Source organism: Achromobacter sp. FW305-C-13, from assembly GCF_058783475.1.
This window is the reverse complement of sequence record NZ_JBYSYN010000003.1, coordinates 476019-500182: the sequence shown is the minus strand read 5'-3', so window position 1 is coordinate 500182 and position 24164 is coordinate 476019. Positions and strand designations below refer to the sequence as shown.

The following is a 24164-nucleotide window of genomic DNA, read 5'->3' as shown; positions in this document are numbered from 1 at the left end:
CGAGAGTCCTTCGGCAAGAACTCCGACGTTCAGCGCGCGCAACCCATCAAGCGGCGGTCATCCTATAGCCGAATCGGATAAGAAAAGTAGCGCTGCTTGATGAGTTACGCGCGCTGGAGAATAGTGTTCTTGCTTAAGAACTCTCGCGCTTCACCCATCCTACGGATTCACGTGTGCGGCCGCCCGTCTGTCACGCCCGCGTGCTGACGCGGTAGGCGCAGCGGCGCGCGCCGGCCAGGATGTGTTCTTCGCGGTCGACCGTCACGCCTGCGCCCAGCACGTTGCGGAACAGTTCCAGTTCGCTGCGGCAAAAGCCCATACAGGCCTTGGCCGCCGAGCAGATCGGACAGTGGTTTTCGATGAAGAGATAGTCCGCGCCGTCCTGGCGCAGTTCAGCCATATAGCCTTCGGAGGAACGCACCTGGACCAGGCGTTCCAGCCGGCCGGCCAGGTCCTTGGCGCCCAGCATGGCCTGGTGGTAGCTGTTCAGCATGGCGGCTTCGCGCACCTGGATCAGCTTTTCCACGCCCTCGTCGCCGAACACCTGGCGCACGGCCCCGATCATCTGCACGGTCATTTCCGCATGCGTGTCGGGAAAGCGGCCGTGGCCGGCCTCCGTCAGATACCAGATCTGGGTCGGCCGGCCGCGCCCGGCACTATGGCTTTCGGAATCCACCAGCCCATCGGCATGCAACCGCGTCATCTGCTGGCGCACCGCTTCAGCCGTCACGTCCATGGCCTTCGCGATGACCGCGATGGACTGCGGGCCGCGCGTCTTCAAGGTCATGAGCACGCGGTCGGCCGGTTGATGCGGCGTCCAGGTGACGGGTTGGGACAGGCTGTCAGACATGGCGATAACGGAACTCCAGGTTTTTTCCTATGGTGCCACGAACCGGGGCGAAGGTCAGCCGGCGGCGGGCGACGGCGTGGATCCCTCCCCTGTCGATTCCCGGCTTGCCGTTTCCGGCCCCGCCTCCCAGCCCCCGCCCAGCGCCTTGTACAGCGCGATCAGGCGGGTATAGGACTCCGTTTCGGCAACGGCCACGGCGTCCTGGGCGCGCAAAAGCGTACGCTGCGCATCCAGCACCGTCAAATACGGGGCGCTGCCTTCACGGTAGCGCAGTTGCGCCAGGTCGGCCGCCCGGCTGCTGTGCATCGCCGCCTGCGCCAGGTTGCCCAGCCGCTGCTGCGTCTGGCCGAATTCCGTCAACGCCGCTTCCAGCTCTTCCACGGCCCGCAGCACGGTCTGCTCGTAGCGCGCCACTTCGCCTTCGGATCGGGCCACGGCGCCGCGCTTTCTTGCCAACGCCGTCGGCAGGTGGAACGCCGGCCAGTTCACCCCCGAAGCCACGCTGAAGGCGCGGCTGGACGATGAACCGAAGTCGGCCCCGCGCAATGCCACGAATCCCAGAAAACCGCCCAGGTCGAACCGGGGATAGAGCTCGGCGGTGGCCACTCCCACGTCCGCATTGGCGGCGGCCATATTGCGTTCGGCCGCCAGGATGTCGGGACGGCGCGACAGCAAGGCGCCCACGTCGCCGATCGGCAAGCGGGCGGTCAATGGCGCAAGTGGCCGGCCGGCGTCCAGCTCGCCCAGTTCGGCGGGGCGCAGCCCGGCCAGCACCGCGATGCGGTAAAGCGCCAGCCGCCTGGCCGTTTCCTGCACGGGCACGCTGGCCTGCACGGTTTCCAGTTCAGCCCGCGCACTTGCAAGATCGCCTTCGTCGCCGCGGCCGGCCGAGACCATCGCCTGGGTGACGCGCAGGCTGTCGCGCTGGCTGTCCAGATTGGCGCGCGCCACGGTCAGCCGCTGTTCGGCGCCGCGCAGCTCGAAGTAATTACGCGCGACCTCCGCTGCCACCACGATACGCGTCTGCGCCAGGTCCGCCGCCTGGGCCTCACTGCGCGCCGCGGCCCCTTCGGCCGTCCGGCGCAGACGGCCGAACAGGTCGAGCTCCCAGGTGGCGTCGAACCCGGCGCGGTAACTCTGAGCCAGATTGCGCTGTCCGGCAGCGCCCGCATTGGCTTGCGACAGGCTGCGCTCGTAGCGGCCGTCCAGCGTCACCGCGGGCAATTGGTCCAGCTCTTTTTCATCCAGCACGGCACGCGACTCGGCCAGGCGCGCCTGGGCGATGCGGATGTCATGGTTGCGGGACAGGGCCAGGCCGATCAGGCGGTCCAGCTGGGGGTCCTGCAACTGCTTCCACCAGTCGCGCTGCAGCCGGTCCGTGGAAAACAGCGCCTGCTCCGGGCTGGCGAGGGCCACGGGCGCGGCCTGCGGCTTCTGGTAATCAGGCCCGACCGCGCAACCCGCGGTGGCAAGGGCCGCCAGCAGCACGGCGAGGCCGCGGCGCAGGCGTTTGGGGTGAATGGATGGGTTCATGATCGGTTCCTTAATGCGAGGCGGCCACACTGGCGTCCGCTGCCTGCGCCGCCGCCAGTTCCCGGGCGCGCGGCGTGTCGTTGGCGGCACGGTGGTCACGTGCGAAGACGGTGTAGACGGTGGGCAGCACGAACAGCGTGAACAAGGTGCCCACCAGCAGGCCCACCACGATGACGAGCCCCAGGCTGTAGCGGCTGTGCGCGCCCGCGCCGGAGGCGAACAGCAGCGGAATCAGCCCCATCACCATCGCTGCCGTCGTCATCAGGATGGGACGCAGGCGGATGCGGGCGGCCTGCTCCATCGCCGTGCGCCGGTCCAGCCCATGGCTGACCTGCATCTCGTTGGCGAACTCCACCATCAGGATGCCGTGCTTGCTGATCAGGCCGATCAGCGTCACCAGGCCTATCTGGGTATAGATGTTGACGGTGGCCATGCCCAACGCCAGCGGAATCAGGGCGCCGCAAATAGACATGGGCACGCTGACCAGGATGATGAACGGGTCGCGCAGGCTTTCGTATTGCGCCGCCAGCACCAGATAGATGACGATGATGGCGAAAATGAACGTGATCATCAGCGCCGAGCCTTCCTGGCTGAACTGGCGCGCATCCGACTGCCAGTCGTAGCTGAAGCCGGCGGGCAATTGCTGCGCCTGCTGCGTCAGGAACCGCACCGCGTCGCCCATCGTGACGCCCGGCATCGGAATGGCCTGGAAGGTGGCGGCGTTCAACTGGTTGAATTGCGTCAGCGAGTTGGGTTCCACCCCCATGGATACCGACACCAGGTTGGACAGCGGCACCTGCGCGCCGCTGGCGCTCTTGACGTGGAACTGCGCCAACGACGCGGGCGAGATGCGCTGTTCGCGCAGGCTCTGCGGGATCACGTCATAGGACCTGCCGTCCATGCCGAAGCGGTTGACGTAGTTTTCGCCCACCAGCACGGCCAGCGTATCGCCAATGGCCTTCATGGTGACGCCCAGGCTGTTGGCCTTGGCGCGGTCCACCTTCAGCTGCACCACCGGGTTGTTGTAGTCCAGGTCGCTGTCCACCACCATGAACAAGCCGCTTTCGCGCGCCGCCTTCTTCAGGCTTTCCATGGCCTCGTACACGACCGGGTAATCGGCCGCGCTCATCAGCACCATCTGCACGGGCAGCCCGCCGGTGGAACCCGGCAGGGACGGCAACTGGAAGGCGAAGATATTGCTGCCTTCGACCTGATTGACCATCGATTGCATGTCGGCCTGGATCTCATCGGCCGAGCGCTTGCGGTCCTTCCAGTCGACGAAGTCGACGCCACCAATACTGTTGGACACGCCGTCCGAGCCGTTGATCAGCCAGCGGCCCTTCTGCTCGGGCAACGTCTTCATGACGTCGTCCCACTTCTTGCCGAATTTCTCGACATAGTCGATGTTGGCCTGCTGCGGCGACTTGATCGCCGTCAGCACGGTCGACTGGTCTTCGACGGGCGCCAGCTCGCGCTGGGCCGCGTTGTACAGGAACGGCAGGCTGATGAGCACCGCCACGGCGATCAGCCCCGTCACCCAGCGGTGGTGCAGCGACACGTCCAGCACGCGGCCGTAGGCGTCGCCCAGCCGCCCGAAGAAGCGTTCGGCGCGCTGCGCCATCCAGCCTTCCGACACGTGGCTGTTCAAGAGGAAAGAACTCATCACGGGCGACAGCGTCAGCGCGATCACGCCCGATACGACCACGGCGCCCGCCAGCGTGAAGGCGAATTCCTTGAAGAGCGATCCGGTCAGCCCGCCCATCAGCCCGATGGGCGCGTACACGGCCGCCAGGGTGATCGTCATGGCGATCACCGGCCCCGCCACTTCACGCGCGCCGATCAGCGCGGCCCGCACGGGCGACTTGCCCTCTTCGATATGCCGGTGCACGTTTTCCACCACGACGATGGCATCGTCCACCACCAGGCCGATGGCCAGCACCATCGCCAGCAGGGTCAACAAATTCACGCTGAAGCCGAACAGCGCCATGATGGCCGCCCCGCCCAGCATGGACAGCGGAATCGTGATGACCGGAATCAGCACGGCGCGCAGCGACCCCAGGCACAGGAAGATCACCACCACCACGATGGCGACGGCTTCCAGCAATGTCTGCATCACGCCGTCGATGGACGCGCTGATGAAGCGGGCCAGCTCGAACGGCACCTGCACGCTGGTGCCCGGCGGCAGGTTCTGCTTGATATTGGGCACGAGCTCGTTCAATCGCTTGACGATGACGAGCGGGTTGCCGACCGGCGTAGCGTTCAGGCCGAAGTACACGGCCGGTTCACCATCCATCAGCCCGCTGGAATCGGTGGACGCCGCCCCCAATTCGACGGTTGCCACGTCGCCCAGCCTCACGATGGCGTCGCCGTCGCGCTTGACCACCAGGTCGCGGAATTCCGCCACATTCACGAGATCGGTGTTGACCTGGATGTTGGACACCACGTACAGGCCCTTGGCCTGCCCGGGCGCGGCCTGCACGTTGTTGTCGCGCAGCGCCTGCGCCAGTTCGCCCGCGGAAATGCCGCGCGCGGCCATCCGGTTGGGGTCCAGCCAGACCCGCATGGCGAGCTTCTGGCCGCCATAGAGTTCGACGCTTGCCACGCCGTCGATCGACGACAGCTGCGGCTGCACGACCCGCGACAGGTAATCGGTCAGCGCCGCCAGCGACAACGTAGTACTGGAAAAGCCCACATAGGCCACCGCGGTCGCCTCGCCCGCGGACTTGACCAGCACGGGGTCGTACACGTCTTGCGGCAGGCGGTACTTGACCTCGTTGACCTTGGCCATGACCTCGGTCATGGCCTTGTTGGAGTCGGCGTTCAGCTTCATCCGGACGGTGATGACGCTGCGACCCTGGGTCGATGAGGACGACAGGTAGTCGATGCCTTCCACGGTGGCGACCGACTGCGCGATGGGCTGCGTGACGAAGCCTTGCATCAGGTCGGGCGACGCGCCCGGGTATTGGGTGGTGATGGTGATGGTGGTGCTTTCGGTCAGCGGGTACTGCCGCACGGGCAGGCCGCTGAGCGCCTTGATGCCCAGCAGCAGGATCAGCGTGCTGACCACCAGGGCCAGCACGGGCCGGCGGACGAAGAGGTCGGTGAATTTCATAATTGCCTCCTGCCCCGTTACCGGGCTTGCGCCACGGCTTGCTGCGCATCGCCCAGCGCCACGGTGTCGGCGGCGATGATGTCAACCGCCGCGCCGTTATGCAGGCGCAACTGGCCGGAGGTCACGACCTGGTCGCCCGCTTCCAGCCCTTCTGTCACGACCACGCGGCCGCGCACGCGCTCGGCCGTCTTCACATAGGCTTGGCGCACGGTGGGGGCCGCGCCCTGCTGGTCCGCCGCAGGCGGCGTCAGGACGTAGACGGAATCGCCATAGGCGCTATAGCTGACCGCGGTCTCCGGCACGGTGATGACGTCGGGGCGATCAGGCAGGCCGATGCGGCCGTGGGCGAACATGCCGGCCGCCAGCGCACCATCGGCGTTGGGCAGCGTGGCCTGCACGCGCACGGTGCGTGAACCCGGGTCGACTTGTGGCTCGACGGTCGTGATCTGCCCCGAGAACTCGCGCCCGGCGTGGGCGTCGACCGTCACGGTCACGGACTGGCCGGTGCGCAACGCGCCCAGCGCCTGTTCGGGCAAGGTGATGTTGGCATACAGCGTGGTCGCGTCGGTCAGCGAGACCAGCGGATCACCCGCTTTGGCGAATTGGCCCAGATTGACGCGGCGCACGCCCAGCACGCCGTCAAACGGCGCCTTCACGCGCTTTTGTTCGATCAACGCCTGCACCCGCTTGATGTCGGCGGCCGCCTGGTCGTAGTCCGCCTGCGCCTGGTCCAGCTGTTCCCGCGTGGCGGCCTGTTGCGGCAGCAGACGGCGCGTACGTTCCAGCAAGGTCCGCGCATTGCGCGCCTGGGCCTGAAGACGCGCCAGTTCGCCCTGCTCGGGCGCATCGTTGAACTGCACCAGCAACTGCCCGGCCTGCACGTGCTGGCCGGCCGTGAACAGGATCTGGGTGACGCGGCCGTCCACCTCAGCCGGCACCTGGACCTGGCGCGTCGCCTCCAGGGATCCGATGCCGGTCAACGCCACGGGGAAGTCCGCCCGCACGGCAGGCGCCACCGCCACTTTGGCGGGCGGCATCGCCCAACCGCCCTTTTGCGACGTGCCGCTGAATGTCCAGACCAGCCCGCCCCCCACTGCCACCGCCAGCACAACGACGCCCGCCGCCCATGCCCCTGATTTCGCCTTCATGATTCACTCTCTATTTATCCAAGAATATGCTTGGATAATCCACGATTCCGGCGAATCCGTCAAAGTGGCGAAAGCAATGCCCGGGATAGCGGCAGGCTATGGACGAAAAAAAACCGCCGGGAAAACCCGGCGGCATGGCGTGGCGCGCGCGCCGCCGCTGCTAGGTTCGCACCATATGCAGGTAATGGCGGTGGCGTTCGTACTGGTCCAGGATGTCGCCAATGACGGCGTCCCGGCTCCAGCCCATGATGTCGTAGTCCTGTCCGCCTTCGCGCAAGTGGACTTCCGCGCGGAAGTACTTGCGCTCTTCCTCGTCGGCGGCCTCTTCCGGGGTCAGGCTGGGACGGACGAACGCCTCGGGGCGCACCGCGTACCAGAAGTCCAGGTGGTCGCCATGGGACACCTCCAGGGTCACGCCGCCTTCGCTCTCGTCTTCGCGCACGGCCACCGCATAGCCCTGGCGGCGCAATTCGTCGGCCACATCCTCCAGCGCTGGCCGCACCACGTCGCTGATGAAGCGCAGCACGTGGGCGCGGCGCGGCATCATGACCATATTGCGCAGGCGCCGTTCCCAGGACTGGCCGCCGCGCGCCGGCCGCGACAGGGTCAGGGACTGGTAGCGGATGCCGCGCTTGGTCGCGTCCAGCCGCAGCGCCTTGAACAGCCCCCACAACGACAGCAGCAGGATGATGGAGAACGGCAGCGCGCTTGCGATGGTGGCCGTCTGCAAGGCGGTCAGTCCGTCGGCCAGCAGCAGTGCGATGGCGACAGCCCCCATCGACAGCGACCAGAAGATGCGCTGCCACACCGGCGTGCGGTCCGCCCCGCCGGATGCCAGCAGGTCCACCACCAGCGCCCCCGAGTCCGCCGACGTGACGAAGAACACCGCCACCATCGCGATAGCGAACACGGATATCACGTTGCTCCAGGGCAATTGTTCAAGGAACGCGAACAGCGCCAGGGAACTGTCGGCTTCGACGGTCTCGGCAAACCCTTTCACGCCGTCGACCAGGATGAAGTGGATGGCGGTATCGCCGAACACCGTCATCCAGAACAGGGTAAAGCCGGCAGGCACCAGCAACACGCCGCAGACGAACTCGCGGATGGTGCGCCCGCGCGAGATGCGCGCGATGAACAGCCCCACGAACGGCGACCACGCGATCCACCAGCCCCAATAGAAGAGCGTCCAGCCGCCGATCCAGTCGGAAGGATTGTAGGCGTACAGGTTGAAGGTCTTGTTGACGATGTCCGACAGGTAGGCGCCGGTGTTCTGCACAAAAGTCTGGAACAGGAACACCGTGGGGCCGGCGATCAGCACGAACAGCAGCAGGATCACCGCCAGCACCATATTGGCTTCGGACAGGATGCGGATGCCCTTGTCCAGGCCGCTTGCGACGGACAGCGTGGCCAGCCCGCAAGTGATGATGATGAGGATGATCTGCGTGGTCACGCCCACGGGGATGCCGAACAGGTGGTTCAACCCGCTGTTCATCTGCGCCACGCCCAGGCCCAGCGAGGTCGCCACGCCCAGCACCGTGCCGATGATGGCGAAGATATCGACCGCGTGGCCGATGGGCCCGTGGATGCGGTTGCCGATCAGCGGGTACAGCGCGGAACGCAGGGTCAGCGGCAGGCCATGCCGGAAAGAGAAGAACGCCAGCGTCAGCGCCACCACCGCGTAGATCGCCCACGCATGCAGCCCCCAATGGAAGAAGGTGATCTTCATGGCCTCGCGGGCGGCGGCGGCATTGCCGCCCTCGCCGACCGGCGGCGACATGAAGTGCATGACGGGTTCGGCCACGCCGAAGAACATCAGACCGATGCCCATGCCGGCGGAGAACAGCATCGCGAACCACGTGAAATTGCGGTAGTCCGGTTCACTGTGGTCGGGGCCCAGCTTGATGTCGCCGTAACGGCTGACCGCCAGGAACGTGACCGACAGCAAGATGATGGCCACGACCAGGATGTAGAACCAGCTGGCATTGCCGAGGATCCAGCCCTGCATCGCTTCGAACAGGTTCTGCGCGGTCTTCGGGGCCGCGATGGCAAAGCCCACGAGTAGCAGGGTGAACAGCGCGGCCGAAAAAAAGACCGGTTTGTTGATGGTGGAGGATGGTCGGGTTTCTGAAGTCAAGCTGCCGCTCCTTTCGCCCGAGGGTTGAAAAAACCGGCGCCGACCCCCTCAGTCTGGCCGCGCGCCGCAGGTATTACTATCACGCCCAGAGTACGGCTGACAATCTGAAATAAAGGAGAAGCGCATGATCGATCACCTGGACCATCTGGTCTTGACCTGCACCGACCCCGAGGCCACGGTGGATTTCTACACCCGGATTTTGGGCATGCGCCTGGAGACTTTCGGCGAAGGCCGCCAGGCGTTGCGCTTTGGCAACCAGAAAATCAACCTGCACGTGCGCGGCCACGAGTTCGAGCCGAAGGCACACTTGCCGGTGCCGGGCGCGCTGGACCTGTGCTTTATCGCCGACCGGCCCCTGGACGAGGTGATCGCCCGCTTGAACGAGGCCGGCGCCACGATCATCGAAGGCCCGGTGCCACGCACTGGCGCCACCGGAAAGATCCGGTCCGTGTATCTGCGCGACCCGGACCTGAACCTGATCGAGATATCAGAGCTCGTCTGACCCCACGGCGCGCATGCTTCGCACGCGCTGGGGGGCCTACTGCCCCTCGGGCGGCGGGTCGCCGAAGACCACTCGGCGGAAGAATCCCGCCAGGACGGCCTCGGTCATTTCCAGCGTGACGCCCTGCGGATCGAAGGCATAGCTGAACTGCATGCCGTCCGATAAGGCCAGCAGGCCGATGGCGAGTTGCTCTGCCGGCAGCGGCAGCGGCGTGCCCACGTGGGCGGAGAACTGGCGGACGTATTCGGTCGTGGCCGCCCGCAGTTCGCGCAGGCAGTCCGTGAAGCCCACCCGGAATTCCGGGTCGCGCGCGGCTTGCAGCTTGCCTTCCATCCAGAGCAGGAAACAGTCGTTTTCGCGGTGGTGCGTGCTGTAGTACTCCAGCACGCGCGCCTCCATCTGCGGGCGCGATTCGCCGTCCTCGAAGATGGCGCGCATGTCGGCCATCACTTTTTCGTGATCGCGCCGGAGCAATTGCAGGAACAGTTCGGACTTGCTGCCGAAATTGGAATAGAAGGCCCCGCGCGTGTACCCCGCCAGTTCGGCGATGTCCTCGACGCTGGCGGCCACGAAACCCTTGCTGAGGAAAACCGATTGCGCAGCGTCGAACAGGCGCTGGCGCGTCTGGTCTCGGCTTTGCTCGCGGGTAAGGCGGATTTTTGACATGGCGCGAGTTTAGCACTGGCGCCCATTTCAAATACAGTGTTGTATCTGAATACATAGTTGCATTAGAATCCAGGCCGTATCGAGTCTGACTCGCCCCTCTTTTGCCCTTTTCCGCGCCGCGAGGTGTTTCGTGAATTGTCCTGGCCCTTGCGCGCGCCCCGCCGCGCTCGACCTTGCCGCCCCTGTGGCGCTGCCCCTTTCTTCCCCCCGCCGCTGGACGCGCCGGCTGGCCTTGCCGGCTGCCTTGGCGATGGCGGTGGCCCTGTCCGCCTGCGGCCGCAAGGAAGCGCCCGCTCCCGCGCCGCGGCCGGTGGTCGCCATGCCGGCCAAAGCCGACGAGCGCCTGCCGGCGTGGACCTTGCCGGGCGAGGTGCAGGCGCGCTACAGCACGCCGTTGTCGTTCCGCGTGGGCGGCAAGATCATCGAACGCCAGGTCAGGCTGGGCGACAGCGTCACCCCGGGCCAGATCGTGGCCAAGCTGGACCCCGCCGACGCGACTAAGAACGCGGCCGCCGCGAAAGCCCAGTTGTCGGCCGCCCAGCATCAGCTGGACTATGCGCGCCAGCAGCTGGACCGCGACCGCGCCCAGGCGCGCGAAAACCTGATCGCCGCGAACCAACTTGAGCAGACCCGCAACGCCTACGCTTCGGCGCTGGCGCAGCGCGACCAGGCCGCGCAGCAGGCGGCGCTGTCGGCCGACCAGCTGAAATACACCACCCTGCAGGCCGACCACGCGGGCGTCATCACCGCCGAACAGGCCGACACCGGCCAGAACGTGGCGGCGGGGACGCCGGTCTACCAATTGGCGTGGTCCGGCGACATCGACGCGATCTGCGACGTGCCCGAAAGCGTGCTGGCGGGGCTTGCCGTAGGCCAACGCGCCAACGTCACGCTGGGCCCGCTGCCCGGCAAGACCTTTGCTGCCGTCTTGCGCGAAATTGCGCCGGCCGCCGATCCGCAAAGCCGCACCTACCGAGTCAAGCTCACGCTGGAATCGCCCTCGCCGGACGTCCGGCTGGGCATGACCGCCAACATCAGTTTCGACAACCGCGGTTCGGACAGCCAGACCACCTACACGGTGCCGGCCACCGCGCTGTTCCATGACGGCAAGGAGCCCGCCGTCTGGGTCGTCAAGCCGCAGGAAGACACGCTGGAGCTGCGCCGCGTGCAGGTGCTGCGTTACGACGCCCGCACCGTCACGCTGGCAGGCGGCGTAAAGGCCGGCGAACGCCTGGTCTGGCAAGGCGTGCACACGGTATCCGCTGGCGAAAAAGTGCGCGCCGTGCCGCCGCTGCATCCTGAGGACTTCGCGTCATGAGCGCGCCGGATCGGGAGCCTGGCCACAGCCACGAAGAAGGCAAGTTCAACCTGTCGGCCTGGGCGTTGCGCCACCAGCCGCTGGTGATCTTCATCATTACGCTGGTGACGCTGTTCGGCGTGCTGTCGTATTCCAAGCTGGCGCAGTCGGAAGATCCGCCCTTCACGTTCCGCGTGATGGTCATCAAGACCCTGTGGCCGGGCGCGACCGCGCAGCAGGTGCAGGAACAGGTCACCGACCGCATCGGCAAGAAGCTCCAGGAGACCCCCAACACGGACTTCCTGCGCAGCTACTCTCGCCCCGGCGAATCGCTGATCTTCTACACCATGAAGGACTCGGCGCCCGCCAGCACCGTGGCCGACCAGTGGTACCAGATCCGCAAGAAAGTCGGCGACATCCAGGCCACGCTGCCCCAGGGCGTGCAGGGCCCGTTCTTCAACGACGAGTTCGGCGACGTCTACACCAATATCTACACCCTGCACGGCGACGGCTTCTCGCCGGCGCAACTGCATGACTATGCGGACAAGCTGCGCACGGTGCTGCTACGCGTGCCCGGGGTGGCCAAGGTGGACTACTTTGCCGACCAGGCCGAGCACGTCTACATCGAAATCTCCAACACGCAGCTGACCCGGCTGGGCGTCTCGCCGCAGCAGATCGCCCAGGCGATCAATACGCAGAACGCGGTGGCCAGCGCCGGCACCTTGACGACCGCCGACGACCGCATCTTCGTGCGTCCCACCGGCCAGTTCGAGAACAGCCGCGCGCTGGCGGACACGCTGATCCGGGTGAACGGAAAATCCATCCGGCTGGGCGACATCGCCACGATCCATCGCGGCTACGACGACCCGCCCGTCGAACAGATGCGTGCTGGCGGCGCCCCGGTGCTGGGCATCGGCATCACCATGCAGCCCGGGCAGGACGTGGTGCGCCTGGGCAAATCGCTGGGCACGACCTTCGAGAAACTGAAGGCCCAGTTGCCCGCCGGCCTGACCTTGACCGAAGTGTCCAGCATGCCGCAGGCGGTCTCGCACTCCGTCGACGATTTCCTGCGTTCCGTGGCCGAAGCCGTCGCCATCGTGCTGATCGTGAGCCTGGTGTCGCTGGGGCTGCGCACGGGCATGGTGGTGGTGATCTCGATTCCGGTGGTGCTGGCGGTCACGGCCCTGTTCATGGACGTGTTCGGTATCGGCTTGCACAAGGTGTCGCTGGGCACGCTGGTGCTGGCGCTGGGCCTGCTGGTGGACGACGCCATCATCGCCGTGGAAATGATGTCGGTGAAACTGGAGCAAGGCTGGAGCCGCGCCCGCGCGGCGGCCTACGCCTACACCAGCACCGCCTTCCCCATGCTGACCGGCACGCTTGTCACCGTAGCGGGCTTTTTGCCCATTGCGCTGGCCAAGTCCAGCACCGGCGAGTACACGCGTTCGATCTTCCAGGTGTCGGCCATTGCGCTGATCACGTCCTGGTTCGCCGCGGTGGTGCTGATCCCGCTGCTGGGTTACCGGCTGCTGCCCGAGCGCAAGCGCGAAGCGCATCTGCCGCATGATCACGAACACGACATCTACAACACCCGCTTCTACCAGCGCCTGCGCGGCTGGGTGGCGTGGTGCGTGGACCGCCGCTATTGGGTGCTGGCCGGCACCGTGCTGATCTTCGTCGTGTCGATGGCAGGGTTCAATCTGGTGCCGCAGCAGTTCTTCCCAAGCTCGGACCGCACCGAATTGCTGGTGGACGTGCGCTTGCAGGAAGGCGCGTCGTTCGCCGCCACGCTGCGTCAGGTGGAGCGCTTGGAAAAGGCCTTGGACGGCCGGCCCGAGATCGACCATTCGGTCAGCTTCGTGGGTACCGGCGCGCCGCGCTTCTACCTGCCGCTGGACCAGCAACTGGCCACGCCCAACTTCGCCCAGCTGGTCATCACCGCGCATTCGGTGGAAGATCGCGAAAAGCTGGCGCAATGGCTGGCGCCGATGCTGCGCGAGGAATTCCCCGCCATCCGCACCCGCCTGTCGCGCCTGGAGAACGGCCCCCCCGTGGGCTATCAGGTGCAGTTCCGCGTCAGCGGCGACAAGATCTCCGACGTGCGGGCCGTGGCCGAAAAAGTCGCCACCGAAGTCCGCGCCGACAACCGCTCGGTGAATGTGCAGTTCGACTGGGACGAACCCTCCGAACGCTCGGTGCGCTTCGAGATCGACCAGCAGAAGGCGCGCGAGCTGGGCATCAGCTCAAGCGACATTTCCGACTTCCTTGCCATGACGCTGTCGGGCTACAACGTGACGCAATACCGCGAGCGCGACAAGCTGATCACCGTCAGCCTGCGTGCGCCGCGCGACGAACGCGTGGACCCCGGCCGCCTGGCCACGCTGGCGATGCCCACGCCCAACGGCCCGGTGCCGCTGGGCAGCCTTGGGCACGTACGCTACGACCTTGAGTACGGCGTCATCTGGGAACGCGACCGCCAGCCCACCATCACGGTGCAAGCGGACGTGACCAGCGGATCGCAGGGCATCGACGTCACGCACGCCATCGACAAGAAGCTGGACGCCATCCGAGCCGAACTGCCGGTCGGCTACCGCATCGAAGTGGGCGGCCCGGTCGAGGAAAGCGCCAAGGGCCAGTCCTCCATCAACGCGCAGATGCCGCTGATGGCGGTGGCCGTGCTGACGCTTCTGATGGTGCAGCTGCAGAGCTTTGCGCGGGTGCTGATGGTGGTGCTGACGGCGCCGCTGGGCCTGATCGGCGTGGTCGCAGCGCTGCTGCTGTTCGGCAAACCCTTCGGCTTTGTCGCCATGCTGGGCGTGATCGCGATGTTCGGCATCATCATGCGCAACTCGGTGATCCTGGTGGACCAGATCGAGCAGGACATCCTGAACGGCCACAAACGGGTGGACGCGATCGTCGGCGCCACGGCGCGGCGTTTCCGCCCCATCGTGCTGACGGCTGCGGCGGCCGTGCTGGCCTTGATCCCGCTGTTGCGCAGCAACTTCTTCGGCCCCATGGCGACGGCGTTGATGGGTGGCATCACCAGCGCCACGGTGCTGACGCTGTTCTTCCTGCCCGCGCTGTATGCGGCCTGGTTCCGCGTGCGCCACGACGAACGCGACGAACCGGAAGGCGTACCGCCCGGCGCCAACGCCGCCGATACGCTGTAACGAGGAATCTGACGATGAAGACCCTTTCCCTCCGGCTGGCCAAGTTGCCGCTCGCGCTGCCGCTGATCGCGGCGCTGGGCGCCTGCGCCTTCGCCCCGGACAGCAAGCCGCCCGCGGTGGCGTCGCCCGCGCAGTACGGCGTGCAAGCCGTGCCGCCTGCCGGCGCCCCCGCCCAGGGCGTGGCGCAACGTTTCGAGCAGGGCGCGCGTCCCGTGCCCGAATGGTGGAAGCGCTACGGTTCCAGCGCGCTGGATGCGCTAGTGCAAGAAGGCCTGGCCAACAGCCCCAACCTGGCCGCTGCGGAACGCAATCTGGCCGGCGCACGCGAGCAACTGCGCGCGCAGGTCAATTCGTCGCTGCTGCCGTCCGTGGACGCAGGCGGGAACGCCAAACGCAACCGCGCGCTGACCATGCCGAATCTGGCCGAGCCCACGGCGCTCTACAACGTCTTCACCGGACAGATCCAGGCTACCTACGATCTGGACCTGTTCGGCGCCGCGCGCTTCGCCAACGCGTCGCTGGCGGCGCAAGTGGAGCAACAGGCGTTCCAGCTGGAGTCCGCACGGCGCTCGCTGGCGGGCAATATCGTCACTGGCGCCATCACGTCCGCGTCGCTGGCCGAGCGCGTGGCGCTGACGGAAAAGCAGGTGGTGCTGCTGCGCCAGGTGGCCCGCGATACGCAGCGCCGCTACGAATTGGGATCCGCTTCGCAGAACGATGCGCTGGACGCCGACCAGGACGCTGCCACGCTGGAAGCGTCGCTGCCCGGACTGCGGGCGCAGTGGCATGCCACGCGCCACGCCTTGGCCGTGCTGCTGGGCCGCAGCCCCGACCAGGCCCCGGACGATCTGGCGTTCAGCACGCTGGCGGTGCCCGCGCAGGTGCCGGTGGTGGTGCCGTCTGAACTGCTGGCGTCGCGCCCGGATGTGCTGGTGGCCGACGCGGTGGTGCAGGCCGCCGCGGCCGATGTGGGCGTCGCCACGGCGCAGCTGTTCCCCAGCCTGTCGCTGTCCGCGTCCATGGGCAAAGGCGGCTTCAGCTGGCCGACCGCGCTGTCGGGCGCCGGGTCGATCTGGGCAATCGGCGCGTCGCTGACGCAGCCCATCTTCCACGGCGGCGCGCTGCTGGCCGAACGGCGCGCCGCCCAGGAGCGCTACCAGGCGGCCGTGCTGCAGTACAAGCAGACCGTGCTGACCGCGTTCCAGGACGTGGCCGATACCTTGTCGCGCCTGGATGCCGACGGGCAGGCGCTGGCTTCGGCGGAAGCGTCGCGCCGGGCAGCCGAGCAGTCCTACCGCAACACGGCCAGCCGCGTGCGGCTGGGCGCGCTGGCGCCTTATACGGAATACGCGGCGCAACAGCATTACGTGGCGGCGCGGCTGCGCGAACTGGAATACGCGAACGCCCGCTTGACCGAAACCGCGGCGCTGTTCCAGGCCATGGGTTCGCCCGCGCGGGCTCCGGAAACCGCTGCCCGGCAGCCCTGAGGCGACCTGATCCTGGCGGGATTGAAACAGGCCTCGGCGCTTACGGCGCAGGGGCCTGTTCTTTCATGCGCGCCGCCAACGCCAGCGACTCGATGCGGCGGGCCGCGGATTGCAGCAGCGCCGTCGTCTTGTCCTGCGCGATCGTGTTCAGCCGCGTCGCCAGGAAGGTGACGGTCAGCGCGCCGAAGATGCGGCGGTCTTCCTGGAACACCGGCACTGCGATGCCCGCCCGCTCGGGTGAAATTTCCCCCACGCCCAGGTAAGCCCCCTGCACGCGGATCGTGTCCAGCCGCGCCGTGAATTCACCCAAGGTATCGCCCAGGCCCAGTGCGCGGACTTCGTCCGTGTGCGCCTCGTACAGCTTGCGCTGGTCCTTGCGCGGCAGGAACGCCACGATGGTCTTGGCCGTGGCGCCGCGGAACAAGGGATGCGCGCGGCCGCGGCCATGGGCAATGCCCAATTCGTCGGGGCCGCGTTCGTGATGGATGTTCAGGATGCGCAAGCCGTGGATCACGCTAAGCAGCACGTCGCCGCCGACTTGATCGACCACCTCGCGCATGATCGGCCGCGCCACGGCCAGCACCGGATCGCCATCGATGATCAGGTGGTCCAGTTCGATGATGCGCGGCCCCAGCTTGTAGCCGCCGCCCGTCATGCGCAGCAAATAACCCAGGTCGGACAGATCGCGGATGTAGCGGTAGCCCGTGGGCGCCGAATACGCCAGGCGGGAAATGATGTCCTCGGCCGTGAGCACCGGAGTGTCTAGGCTGAAGAGGTCAAGAATCGCCAGGGCTCGCTTCAGGGTGGACATGGGGGACGTGGGAACTGGGGGCAAGGGACGACGCGGGACCGGCGCAGCGTATCACAGCGTCCGGCTGCTGGGCATGACGTCATGAAGACAGGCTATCGGCACCTCGATTGCGACCAAACCCGGCCTATCGTCTTTCTAGTTTTTATCATTTATAGATAAATACTAATTGGTAAGAATGAATTTTTATCGAATAATGATATTTAACTAGAAGCAGGACCCAAGGGGAAAATCATGAAGCAGTCATGCAGCAATGACGTACCGCAAGGCGGCATGAGCCGCCGGCAATTCCTGACGGCATCCGCCGCCGCGCTGGCCGGTGCGGCGATCGTCCGCCCCGGGCAAGCCTGGGCGGCAGACTATCCGGCGGGGCGCGCGATCCAGTTCATCGTGCCGTTTCCCGCCGGCGGCGGCACCGACCTGGTGGCCCGGCCGCTGGCGCAGGGCATCGGCGAAGCGCTCAAGCAAAGCGTAGTCGTCATCAACAAAGGCGGGGCGGCAGGCAACATCGGCACCCAGCAGGCGGCGCGCTCGGCGCCCGACGGCTACACGATCGCCCTGGGCTCCACCGGCACGCACACCGTGAACCAGAGCCTGTACGAGAACATCGGCTACGACCCGGTCAAGGACTTCGAGCCCGTGTCGATGGTCTGCTACTACAACAACGTGCTGGTCGTGCACCCGTCGTTTCCGGCGCGCACGCTGCAAGAGCTGGTCGCCCTGATCAAGGCGAATCCGGGTAAGTATTTCTACGGCATCACGCAAAACGGCAGTTCGGCCCATCTGGCCATGGAGCTGCTGAAGGCCACGGCCGGACTGGACCTGCCTGGCGTGCCGTACAAGGGCGCCGCAGCGGCGGTCAACGACTTCCTGGGCGGGCAGTTCCCCATCCTGATGGACGTCGTGATCAATCAGCAGCAATTCATCCACGGCGGCAAGTCGCGCCCGCTGGCGGTGACGTCTGCGCAACGCGCGCAGGCGCTGCCCGATGTGCCCACCGTGGCCGAATCCGGCTTCCCCGGCTATCAGGCCATCGGCTGGAACGGTATCTTCGTGCCGGCCGGCACCCCCGCCGCCATCGTCAAGACGCTGAACGGCGCAGTGCAAAGCGCGCTCAAGCAGCCGGCGCTGGCGCAACTGACGCAAAACGGGTTGGAGCTGCATGGCGGCACGCCCGAAGAACTGGGCCGCTTCGTTGCCAGCGAAAGCGAGAAGTGGCGCACTCTGATTAAAAACGCCGACATCAAGGCCACCTGATGCAACGAATTCCTTACGGCGCCGCCATCCGCGCCGACGACAACCCCTGGCTGCCGCTGGACCACGAACTGCGCACCCAAGGCTTGCGCGCCGCGAACGCCCCGCCGGTGCGCGCCGTGGTCTGCGTCACCGTGCACGTGGACGGCCCCGCCGTCGAAGTCGGCCGCAAGCAGTTTCCGGCAGGCCCGTACACCGCGGGCCGCTACGCGATCCGGCGCGGCGTGCCCCGGCACCTGGAGATCCTGGCGCGGCACCGCATGCCCGCCACCTTCTTCGCGTGCGGATACGACGTCGAACACTACCCCGCCACCTTCCACGCCATCCTGGCCGCCGGCCACGAAATTGCCGCGCACGGCTATCTGCACGAAGCCTGGGACCTGGGCGACGAAGAACCCGCGCTGCTGGCCAAGACCCACCGGATCATCCAGCGGGAGCTGGGCGTGACGCCGGTGGGCTGGTGTTCGCCGTCGGGGCGCAAAAGCCATCGCACCCTGCCCGCGCTTCGCGAGTTGGGCTATTGCTACGACGCCAGCGAAAAGGACCAGGACCGGCCCTACCTGGCCGATGGCGACGACGGCTTCATCATGCTGCCCAACAACACCGTGTCGCTGGACGACTACCCCTTCTACTTCTCGGGCCACAGTCTGGCCGCCGAAGCCTGCGACAACTGGGTCCAGGAGTTCGAGGCGCTGCGCCAGGCGGAAGGCTATGTGCACCTGACCGTGCACCCCAAGGCGGCCGGCGGTTCCGGCACGCCCGCCCGCGCGGCGGCCCTGGACCGCTTCCTGGGCCACGTCGCCGCGCAACCGGACGTGCACGTCATGACGCTGGAAGCACTGGCCCGCCACTGCCTTGCCCTCCCCGACAACTGGAGACGCGCATGACCGCCCCCAAGACCGTGCTGGTCACCCTGAACGTGCAAGGCATCGGTCCCGAAGCCGCGACCCAGCCCGAAACCGCGCTGCACGGCCGTGACGCGCATGGCCGCTACACCTATGGCGGCGGCCTGGCCCGCGTGCTGGACATGCTGCGCCGCCAAGGCATCCGCGCCACGCTGTTCTGGCCGATCTTCGAAGCCGAACGCTGCCGCGACCTGCTCGAACAGAGCCTGCGCGACGGCCACGAGGCGGCCTCCCAGGGCAACGCCTTTGAAGACCTGAGCACCCTCGGCGACCGCGAAGCCGAGGTGCTGGAACGCGCCCGCGACCGCCTTACCCAGTTGACGGGCATCGCGCCGCAAGGCTTCCGCTACACCAGCAGCGCATTTTCAGCGCGGACCGTGCCGCTCCTGCGGCAATTGGGCTACCGCTATGACAGCAGCGCGATCGATGACGACGCGCCCTATGCGCTGGACGCCGACGGCGGCGCAGGCATGGTCGAACTGCCCTGGAGCGAAGGCCTGTGCGACGCCACCCATTTCAGCCGCCGCGTCACCCAGGACCGCGCCTATGCGCACTGGGTGGAACAGGGCGACGCGTTGCTGGCCGCCGACGGCTACGCCTGCCTGACCCTGCATCCGCGCGCCGACAACGGCGTGGGCCGGGCGGCACGGCTGCAGAAAGTGGAGCAATTGCTGGAACGCTTCCGGGCGGCCGGGGCCGAGTTCACGACTGGCGGCGACCTGGCGGCGCGTGCGTTACCGGCAGGCTAGGGCCGTCATTGGGTAAACCCTGAGCAATATTGGCGCCAAAATAAGCTAACATTTTTGCAATATCGATTTCCCTCCGACTACACGGCGCGCGTCGCCGCTTACCGTCCATGACCCAGATCACCCAATTCCCCTTCGTATCGGTTTCCGGCACGCCCGAAGCCCGTGGCCGCTCCTATGGCCAGCAAGCCGCCGACCGCGTGCGCAAAAGCGCGGCCATGTACGGCCAGACGCTGGTCGACCTGGGCTACGACGCCATGGCGCGCACCCAGCTCATCGCTCACTTCGCCCGTGAAATCGAGGACTTCGCCCCGCATTACCTCGAAGAAATGCGCGGCATCGCCGCGGGTGCGGACGTGCCGTTCGAAGACATCGTGATGGTGAACGCCCGCACCGAAGTCGTCGCCAAGGCACGAGCCGAAAAGAAGAAAGCCGCCGAACTGGAACCCGGCGACGGCTGCACGGGCGCCCTGATCCTGCCCACGCGCTCGGCCAACGGCAACCTGATCCATGGCCAGAACTGGGACTGGCGCGCCGAATGCGCCGAAACCGCCATCGTGCTGCGCGTGCGCAACGACAACGGTCCGGACATCCTGACTTTCGTGGAAGCCGGCGGCCTGGCCCGCAGCGGCCTGAACAGCGCCGGCGTGTCCATCACCGCCAACTACCTGGAATCCGACCGCGACTTCCGCCAACTGGGCGTGCCGCTGTCGCTGATCCGCCGCAAGGTGCTGGAACAACAGCATTTCGCGCTGGCCATCAAGGCCGTCGCCACCACGCCCAAGTCGTGCTCGAACAACATCATGATCGGCATGGCCGCGGGCTTTGGCGTCGACTACGAATGCACCACCGATGAAGCCTTCCCGATCTACCCGGGCGCCGACGACCTGATCGTGCACGCCAACCACTGGGTCAGCGAAGTGGCGTTGGGCAAGCTGCGCGACACCGGCCGCGCCAGCACGCCGGAAAGCGCCTACCGCGACTGGCGCGTGCGCCGCCTGCTGAACGAGAAGACCCAGCTGACGCGCGAAGACCTGAAGCACGCCTTGTTCGACGACTTCGGTTCGCCCTATTCCGTTTGCCGCCCGCCGCGCCCGGGCAGCCACGACAACCTGTCGGCCACGGTCGCCATGGTCGTCATGGAACCCGCCGCCGGCCTGATGGAAGTGGCGCCGCTGCCCGCGCTGAACCGCACGTTCACCCGCTACAGCCTGACCGCAGAACCCGAACTGCTGGCCGCCGCCTGACCGGCAATGCGCCCGCGCAACCCGAGGAAATATCAATGAAGAACCATTGTTTGCGCGCCGCGGTTGCGCTGGCGCTGGCCACCCTGGCCGGCACGGCCGCCGCACAGTCGGCGCCGCCGCTGCGTATTTCGCTGACGGCCGACATCCGCTCGACCGAACCCGGCGTCAACCGCGACAGCAATAGCGACGCCGTCGTGCTGCACATCGTGGAAGGCCTGGTTGCCTATGGCGAAGACGCCGAAGTGCGCCCGCTGCTGGCCAAGTCGGTCGACATCAGCCCGGACGGCAAGACCTATACGTTCAAGCTGCGCGACGGCATCAAGTTCCACAACGGCAAGCCGATGACCTCGGCCGACGTGCTGTGGACCTGGCAGCACTACACCGCCGCCAATTCCGGCTGGCGTTGCGCCAGCGAGTTCGACGGCCGCGGCACGGTGAAGGTCACCGGCGTGGAAGCGCCCGACCCGCAGACTGTCGTCTACCACCTGGAGAAACCCACCAGCCTGTTCCTGGCGTCGCTGGCCCGAACCGATTGCGGCGGCACCGGCATTCTGTCCAAGGATTCCGTCGGCGCGGACGGCGCGTGGATCAAGCCCATCGGCACCGGCCCGTTCGAACTGGCCGAATGGAAGCGCGGCGAGTACATCCGCCTGACCAAGTTCGCGGGCTATTCGAACCTGGACGGCAAGCGCGACGGCTACACCGGTTCGAAGCGTCCGTTGGTGGACGAAGTGCGCTTCATGATCGTGCCGGACGACTCCACGGCCAAGGCCGCCTTGCAGCGCGGCAACATCGACATCATCGAAGACGTGTCCAACAACGACGTGCCGGTGCTGCAAGGCACCCCGAACGTGAAGGTGGCTTACGCGCCAGTGATGAGCATGACGGCGCTGCTGCTGCAGACCAAGGACCCGGTACTGTCCAGCCCGAAGATGCGCCAGGCCCTGGCCCACGCCATCGATTACAAGCAATTGGCCGCAGCCGTCACGGAAGGCCTGGCCCAGCCCAACAATTCCATCGTGCCGCTGGTGTCGCCCTACCATGACGCGGTCCAGAAGAAAGGCTGGGACTACGATCCGGCCGCAGCGCAGAAGCTGTTGAAGGAAGCGGGCTACAAGGGCCAGGAACTGTCGATCCTGACGACCAAGCGTTACCCGCAGTCGTATAACTCGGCGGTGATCGTGCAGGCGATGTTGCAGTCGGTAGGCATCAATGCGCAGTTGTCGGTGGTGGAGTGGGCAACGCAGCTTGACCGCTACAACGCAGGCACCTACCAGATGATGACGTTCCCGTATTCCGCGCGCCTGGACGCGGCGCTGAACTACGAGATGGTGACGGGCGACAAGGCCAAGCAACCGCGCAAGGTCTGGGACAACCCGGAGGCCGCGAAGCTGGTGGAAGCGGCGTCGGTAGATACGGACCATGCCAAGCGGCAGGCGGCGTTCGACCAACTGCATCTGCTGTTCCTGGCGGATGTGCCGAGCATTCCGCTCTATAACGGGCTGGATATCGGGGCTTATCGGAGCAGCATCAAGGGGTACCAACCTTGGGCGGTGAAGAAGCCGCGTGCTTGGGAAGTGGAGCGGGTGACGCAGTAGGTTTGTTCTTGCAGGCTTTTTTGATGTGGGCCGCCCATCAGCGCAGTCGCCCTGATGGCGCGCGCCCACGATTGCGGTCCGGAGCCTTCGCTCCGGACTGCCCCTTCGTCATCTTCGTTGCGGCCTGAGGCCGCTTCCTTCAGATTCCCTCGGGCGCATCGAGGTTGCGCGCCATCAGGGCGCCTGCACCGACGGGCTACCTTCGTCTTGGTTTGAGGCGCTGCTAGACCCGTGGGTGGGGGAGAGTCTTGCGTCGCCCGCCGAATTGCGGCCGCGCGGGCGGCCACAATCGGCATACAGGGTTGTGGGCGTCGTGGCGCTGTCTCTGCGCTAAAGCGCCCCCTTCTGGGCGTATTTCCCCCCTCCCTCCTCGACTCTGGTCTCTGATCGGGGCATTTCCGTCTCCCATTTTTTGCCCTTCGCCTGCGCAGGCGCGTTCGGCTCGCTTATTCGGGATACTACTGGTATCCCAGTGGGATACCAATGAAGTACCGTTCAGCATCGCATGGCCGCGACCCGGTTTTTCTGGTGGCGGCGCCGCTTCTATTTCTGCAACACGCCATGAACGCTACGCAACGCACCTATCAAACACTGCTGGACCAAATCGTTTCGCGCCGGATTCCGGCTGGTGAGGTGCTGGAAGAGCGCCGCCTGGCGGATGAGCTGGATGTGTCGCGCACGCCGTTGCGCGCCGCGATGAATCGGTTGCTGGGCGAAGGCATGCTGGAGCGCCTGTCCAACGGGTCGATCGTGGTGCGGTCGTTCGGCGTGACGGATCTGCTGGAACTGCTGCAGATCCGTAGCCTCTTGGAAAGCGAGGCGGCGGCGATGGCGACGGGGCGTATTCCGGCCGAGCCGCTGGAAGGACTGCGCACGCGTCTCCAGGCCTTGCTGAATGCCCAGACGCCTGACGAAAAGTCGGATTGGGAGGTCGACAACGCCCTGCATGATCTGGTGGCCGCCTATTGCGGCAACCGGAACCTGGCGTCGATGATCACCGCGACCCGCCGGCAGGTGCGGATGTGCGACGTTGAACGCTTGCCGCAGCGGCAGGTGCAAGCCCGGGAAGAACACCTGGCAATCGTGCAGGGGTTGTTGTCCGGCGATTCGGCGCGCGCGCGCCAGGCGATGGCCGCCCATTTGGAGAGCGTGCGCCGCAGCTACGTCAACTCGCTGGGATACCTGACCCATGGCGCGTGACGTGACGCATTCCCCCTCCATCGTGCACGCGCGGCCGCTTACCGCCGACGCGTTCGCGCCTTATGGCGAGGTGGTTGCGCATCAGGGTGCGGAACGCCGCCACTTCCTGACGGAGCCGATGCGGCACGGGCCGCAGGTCACGCGGCAGGCCTGCTGGGTCAGCCGCGTGAATGCGCGGCCGGCCGGCCCGATCGTGATCGAACTGATGGAGCGGCATCCGCATGCGGCCCAGACCTTCGTTCCCTTGACGGCGACGCCTTACCTCGTCGTGGTCGCGCCAACCGGGGCCGACGGCTTGCCGGAGATGGCGCGGCTGGAGGCCTTTCTGGCTTCCGGCAGCCAAGGCGTGTGCTATCGCGTCGGCACCTGGCATCACGGCCTGACCGTGCAGGGCGGGCCGGCGGAATTCCTTGTCTTGATGGGCCAGACCGGCCGCGATGACGACGATGAATTCTGGCAGGCGCCGGCCCCGCATGCCGTCGTTTCCCTTCCCGGTTGATTCCTCTC

Annotated in this window: 18 protein-coding genes; 11 read left to right on the top strand and 7 right to left on the bottom strand. The window is 66.5% G+C overall.

What is annotated here, in order from left to right; translation table 11 throughout:
- Nucleotides 1-190: 190 nt before the first annotated feature.
- From AC3WMU_RS21240 to AC3WMU_RS21220, 5 genes are all read right to left on the bottom strand, one after another.
- The gene (locus tag AC3WMU_RS21240; protein WP_006223738.1) at nucleotides 191-850 is read right to left on the bottom strand and encodes a helix-turn-helix transcriptional regulator; all 660 of its coding nucleotides are present in this window, start codon (nucleotides 848-850) and stop codon (nucleotides 191-193) included.
- A 54-nt stretch (nucleotides 851-904) separates the two neighbouring features.
- Complete coding sequence (locus AC3WMU_RS21235; RefSeq protein WP_492282952.1) at nucleotides 905-2383, bottom strand: efflux transporter outer membrane subunit; 1479 nt, start codon at nucleotides 2381-2383, stop codon at nucleotides 905-907.
- A gap of 10 nt (nucleotides 2384-2393) precedes the next feature.
- A complete protein-coding gene (locus AC3WMU_RS21230) occupies nucleotides 2394-5495 on the bottom strand; it encodes a MexW/MexI family multidrug efflux RND transporter permease subunit (RefSeq protein ID WP_006223736.1) in 3102 nt (1033 codons plus the stop codon).
- A gap of 17 nt (nucleotides 5496-5512) precedes the next feature.
- Nucleotides 5513-6643 (bottom strand): efflux RND transporter periplasmic adaptor subunit, encoded by a 1131-nt coding sequence (locus tag AC3WMU_RS21225; protein WP_492282951.1) that lies wholly within the window; start codon nucleotides 6641-6643, stop codon nucleotides 5513-5515.
- 160 nt (nucleotides 6644-6803) lie between these two features.
- A complete protein-coding gene (locus tag AC3WMU_RS21220; protein ID WP_492282950.1) occupies nucleotides 6804-8777 on the bottom strand; it encodes a BCCT family transporter in 1974 nt (657 codons plus the stop codon).
- Between the two features lie 124 nt (nucleotides 8778-8901).
- Here AC3WMU_RS21220 and AC3WMU_RS21215 point away from each other — a divergent pair, with 124 nt between their 5' ends.
- Nucleotides 8902-9279, top strand: coding sequence for a VOC family protein (locus AC3WMU_RS21215; RefSeq protein ID WP_006223733.1), 378 nt, complete (start codon nucleotides 8902-8904; stop codon nucleotides 9277-9279).
- A gap of 36 nt (nucleotides 9280-9315) precedes the next feature.
- Here AC3WMU_RS21215 and AC3WMU_RS21210 read toward each other — a convergent pair whose 3' ends face one another.
- Nucleotides 9316-9945, bottom strand: a complete 630-nt coding sequence (locus AC3WMU_RS21210; protein ID WP_315132556.1) for a TetR/AcrR family transcriptional regulator — start codon at nucleotides 9943-9945, stop codon at nucleotides 9316-9318.
- Between the two features lie 250 nt (nucleotides 9946-10195).
- On the opposite strand from AC3WMU_RS21210, the gene AC3WMU_RS21205 reads away from it, so the two are divergent.
- Genes AC3WMU_RS21205 through AC3WMU_RS21195 form a run of 3 tightly spaced genes read left to right on the top strand, consistent with a single transcriptional unit; the run spans nucleotide 10196 to nucleotide 15899 of the window.
- Nucleotides 10196-11263: an efflux RND transporter periplasmic adaptor subunit gene (locus tag AC3WMU_RS21205; protein WP_492283046.1), complete on the top strand. Its 1068-nt coding sequence runs from the start codon at nucleotides 10196-10198 to the stop codon at nucleotides 11261-11263.
- On the top strand, nucleotides 11260-14412 hold the full coding sequence (locus tag AC3WMU_RS21200) for an efflux RND transporter permease subunit (RefSeq protein ID WP_492282949.1): 3153 nt from the start codon (nucleotides 11260-11262) through the stop codon (nucleotides 14410-14412). Before AC3WMU_RS21205 ends, AC3WMU_RS21200 begins: the two co-directional genes overlap by 4 nt.
- 14 nt (nucleotides 14413-14426) lie before the next feature.
- Nucleotides 14427-15899 (top strand): efflux transporter outer membrane subunit, encoded by a 1473-nt coding sequence (locus AC3WMU_RS21195; protein WP_315132560.1) that lies wholly within the window; start codon nucleotides 14427-14429, stop codon nucleotides 15897-15899.
- Between the two features lie 40 nt (nucleotides 15900-15939).
- On the opposite strand, the gene AC3WMU_RS21190 is transcribed toward AC3WMU_RS21195, so the two are convergent.
- Entirely contained in the window at nucleotides 15940-16710 is a 771-nt protein-coding gene (locus tag AC3WMU_RS21190; protein WP_088587917.1) for an IclR family transcriptional regulator, read from the bottom strand.
- A gap of 231 nt (nucleotides 16711-16941) precedes the next feature.
- On the opposite strand from AC3WMU_RS21190, the gene AC3WMU_RS21185 reads away from it, so the two are divergent.
- From AC3WMU_RS21185 to AC3WMU_RS21155, 7 genes are all read left to right on the top strand, one after another.
- Nucleotides 16942-17964, top strand: a complete 1023-nt coding sequence (locus tag AC3WMU_RS21185) for a Bug family tripartite tricarboxylate transporter substrate binding protein (protein ID WP_315132564.1) — start codon at nucleotides 16942-16944, stop codon at nucleotides 17962-17964.
- Entirely contained in the window at nucleotides 17964-18848 is an 885-nt protein-coding gene (locus AC3WMU_RS21180) for a polysaccharide deacetylase family protein (protein WP_492282948.1), read from the top strand. Before AC3WMU_RS21185 ends, AC3WMU_RS21180 begins: the two co-directional genes overlap by 1 nt.
- Entirely contained in the window at nucleotides 18845-19615 is a 771-nt protein-coding gene (locus AC3WMU_RS21175; protein ID WP_454676287.1) for a polysaccharide deacetylase family protein, read from the top strand. Before AC3WMU_RS21180 ends, AC3WMU_RS21175 begins: the two co-directional genes overlap by 4 nt.
- A gap of 107 nt (nucleotides 19616-19722) precedes the next feature.
- Nucleotides 19723-20859 (top strand): C45 family autoproteolytic acyltransferase/hydrolase, encoded by a 1137-nt coding sequence (locus AC3WMU_RS21170; RefSeq protein WP_006223724.1) that lies wholly within the window; start codon nucleotides 19723-19725, stop codon nucleotides 20857-20859.
- A 35-nt stretch (nucleotides 20860-20894) separates the two neighbouring features.
- Nucleotides 20895-22457, top strand: a complete 1563-nt coding sequence (locus tag AC3WMU_RS21165) for an ABC transporter substrate-binding protein (protein WP_492282947.1) — start codon at nucleotides 20895-20897, stop codon at nucleotides 22455-22457.
- Between the two features lie 561 nt (nucleotides 22458-23018).
- Nucleotides 23019-23657, top strand: coding sequence for a GntR family transcriptional regulator (locus AC3WMU_RS21160; protein ID WP_088587913.1), 639 nt, complete (start codon nucleotides 23019-23021; stop codon nucleotides 23655-23657).
- Nucleotide 23658: 1 nt separating this feature from the next.
- Nucleotides 23659-24156: an ureidoglycolate lyase gene (locus tag AC3WMU_RS21155; protein ID WP_492282946.1), complete on the top strand. Its 498-nt coding sequence runs from the start codon at nucleotides 23659-23661 to the stop codon at nucleotides 24154-24156.
- Nucleotides 24157-24164: the final 8 nt, after the last annotated feature.

Excerpts from the sequence above, each read along its gene's own strand:
- AC3WMU_RS21240 (WP_006223738.1), bottom strand. The coding sequence starts at position 850 with ATGTCTGACAGCCTGTCCCAACCCGTCACCTGGACGCCGCATCAACCG.
- AC3WMU_RS21235 (WP_492282952.1), bottom strand. The coding sequence starts at position 2,383 with ATGAACCCATCCATTCACCCCAAACGCCTGCGCCGCGGCCTCGCCGTG.
- AC3WMU_RS21230 (WP_006223736.1), bottom strand. The coding sequence starts at position 5,495 with ATGAAATTCACCGACCTCTTCGTCCGCCGGCCCGTGCTGGCCCTGGTG.
- AC3WMU_RS21225 (WP_492282951.1), bottom strand. The coding sequence starts at position 6,643 with ATGAAGGCGAAATCAGGGGCATGGGCGGCGGGCGTCGTTGTGCTGGCG.
- AC3WMU_RS21215 (WP_006223733.1), top strand. The coding sequence starts at position 8,902 with ATGATCGATCACCTGGACCATCTGGTCTTGACCTGCACCGACCCCGAG.
- AC3WMU_RS21210 (WP_315132556.1), bottom strand. The coding sequence starts at position 9,945 with ATGTCAAAAATCCGCCTTACCCGCGAGCAAAGCCGAGACCAGACGCGC.
- AC3WMU_RS21205 (WP_492283046.1), top strand. The coding sequence starts at position 10,196 with ATGGCGGTGGCCCTGTCCGCCTGCGGCCGCAAGGAAGCGCCCGCTCCC.
- AC3WMU_RS21200 (WP_492282949.1), top strand. The coding sequence starts at position 11,260 with ATGAGCGCGCCGGATCGGGAGCCTGGCCACAGCCACGAAGAAGGCAAG.
- AC3WMU_RS21195 (WP_315132560.1), top strand. The coding sequence starts at position 14,427 with ATGAAGACCCTTTCCCTCCGGCTGGCCAAGTTGCCGCTCGCGCTGCCG.
- AC3WMU_RS21190 (WP_088587917.1), bottom strand. The coding sequence starts at position 16,710 with ATGTCCACCCTGAAGCGAGCCCTGGCGATTCTTGACCTCTTCAGCCTA.
- AC3WMU_RS21185 (WP_315132564.1), top strand. The coding sequence starts at position 16,942 with ATGAAGCAGTCATGCAGCAATGACGTACCGCAAGGCGGCATGAGCCGC.
- AC3WMU_RS21180 (WP_492282948.1), top strand. The coding sequence starts at position 17,964 with ATGCAACGAATTCCTTACGGCGCCGCCATCCGCGCCGACGACAACCCC.
- AC3WMU_RS21175 (WP_454676287.1), top strand. The coding sequence starts at position 18,845 with ATGACCGCCCCCAAGACCGTGCTGGTCACCCTGAACGTGCAAGGCATC.
- AC3WMU_RS21170 (WP_006223724.1), top strand. The coding sequence starts at position 19,723 with ATGACCCAGATCACCCAATTCCCCTTCGTATCGGTTTCCGGCACGCCC.
- AC3WMU_RS21165 (WP_492282947.1), top strand. The coding sequence starts at position 20,895 with ATGAAGAACCATTGTTTGCGCGCCGCGGTTGCGCTGGCGCTGGCCACC.
- AC3WMU_RS21160 (WP_088587913.1), top strand. The coding sequence starts at position 23,019 with ATGAACGCTACGCAACGCACCTATCAAACACTGCTGGACCAAATCGTT.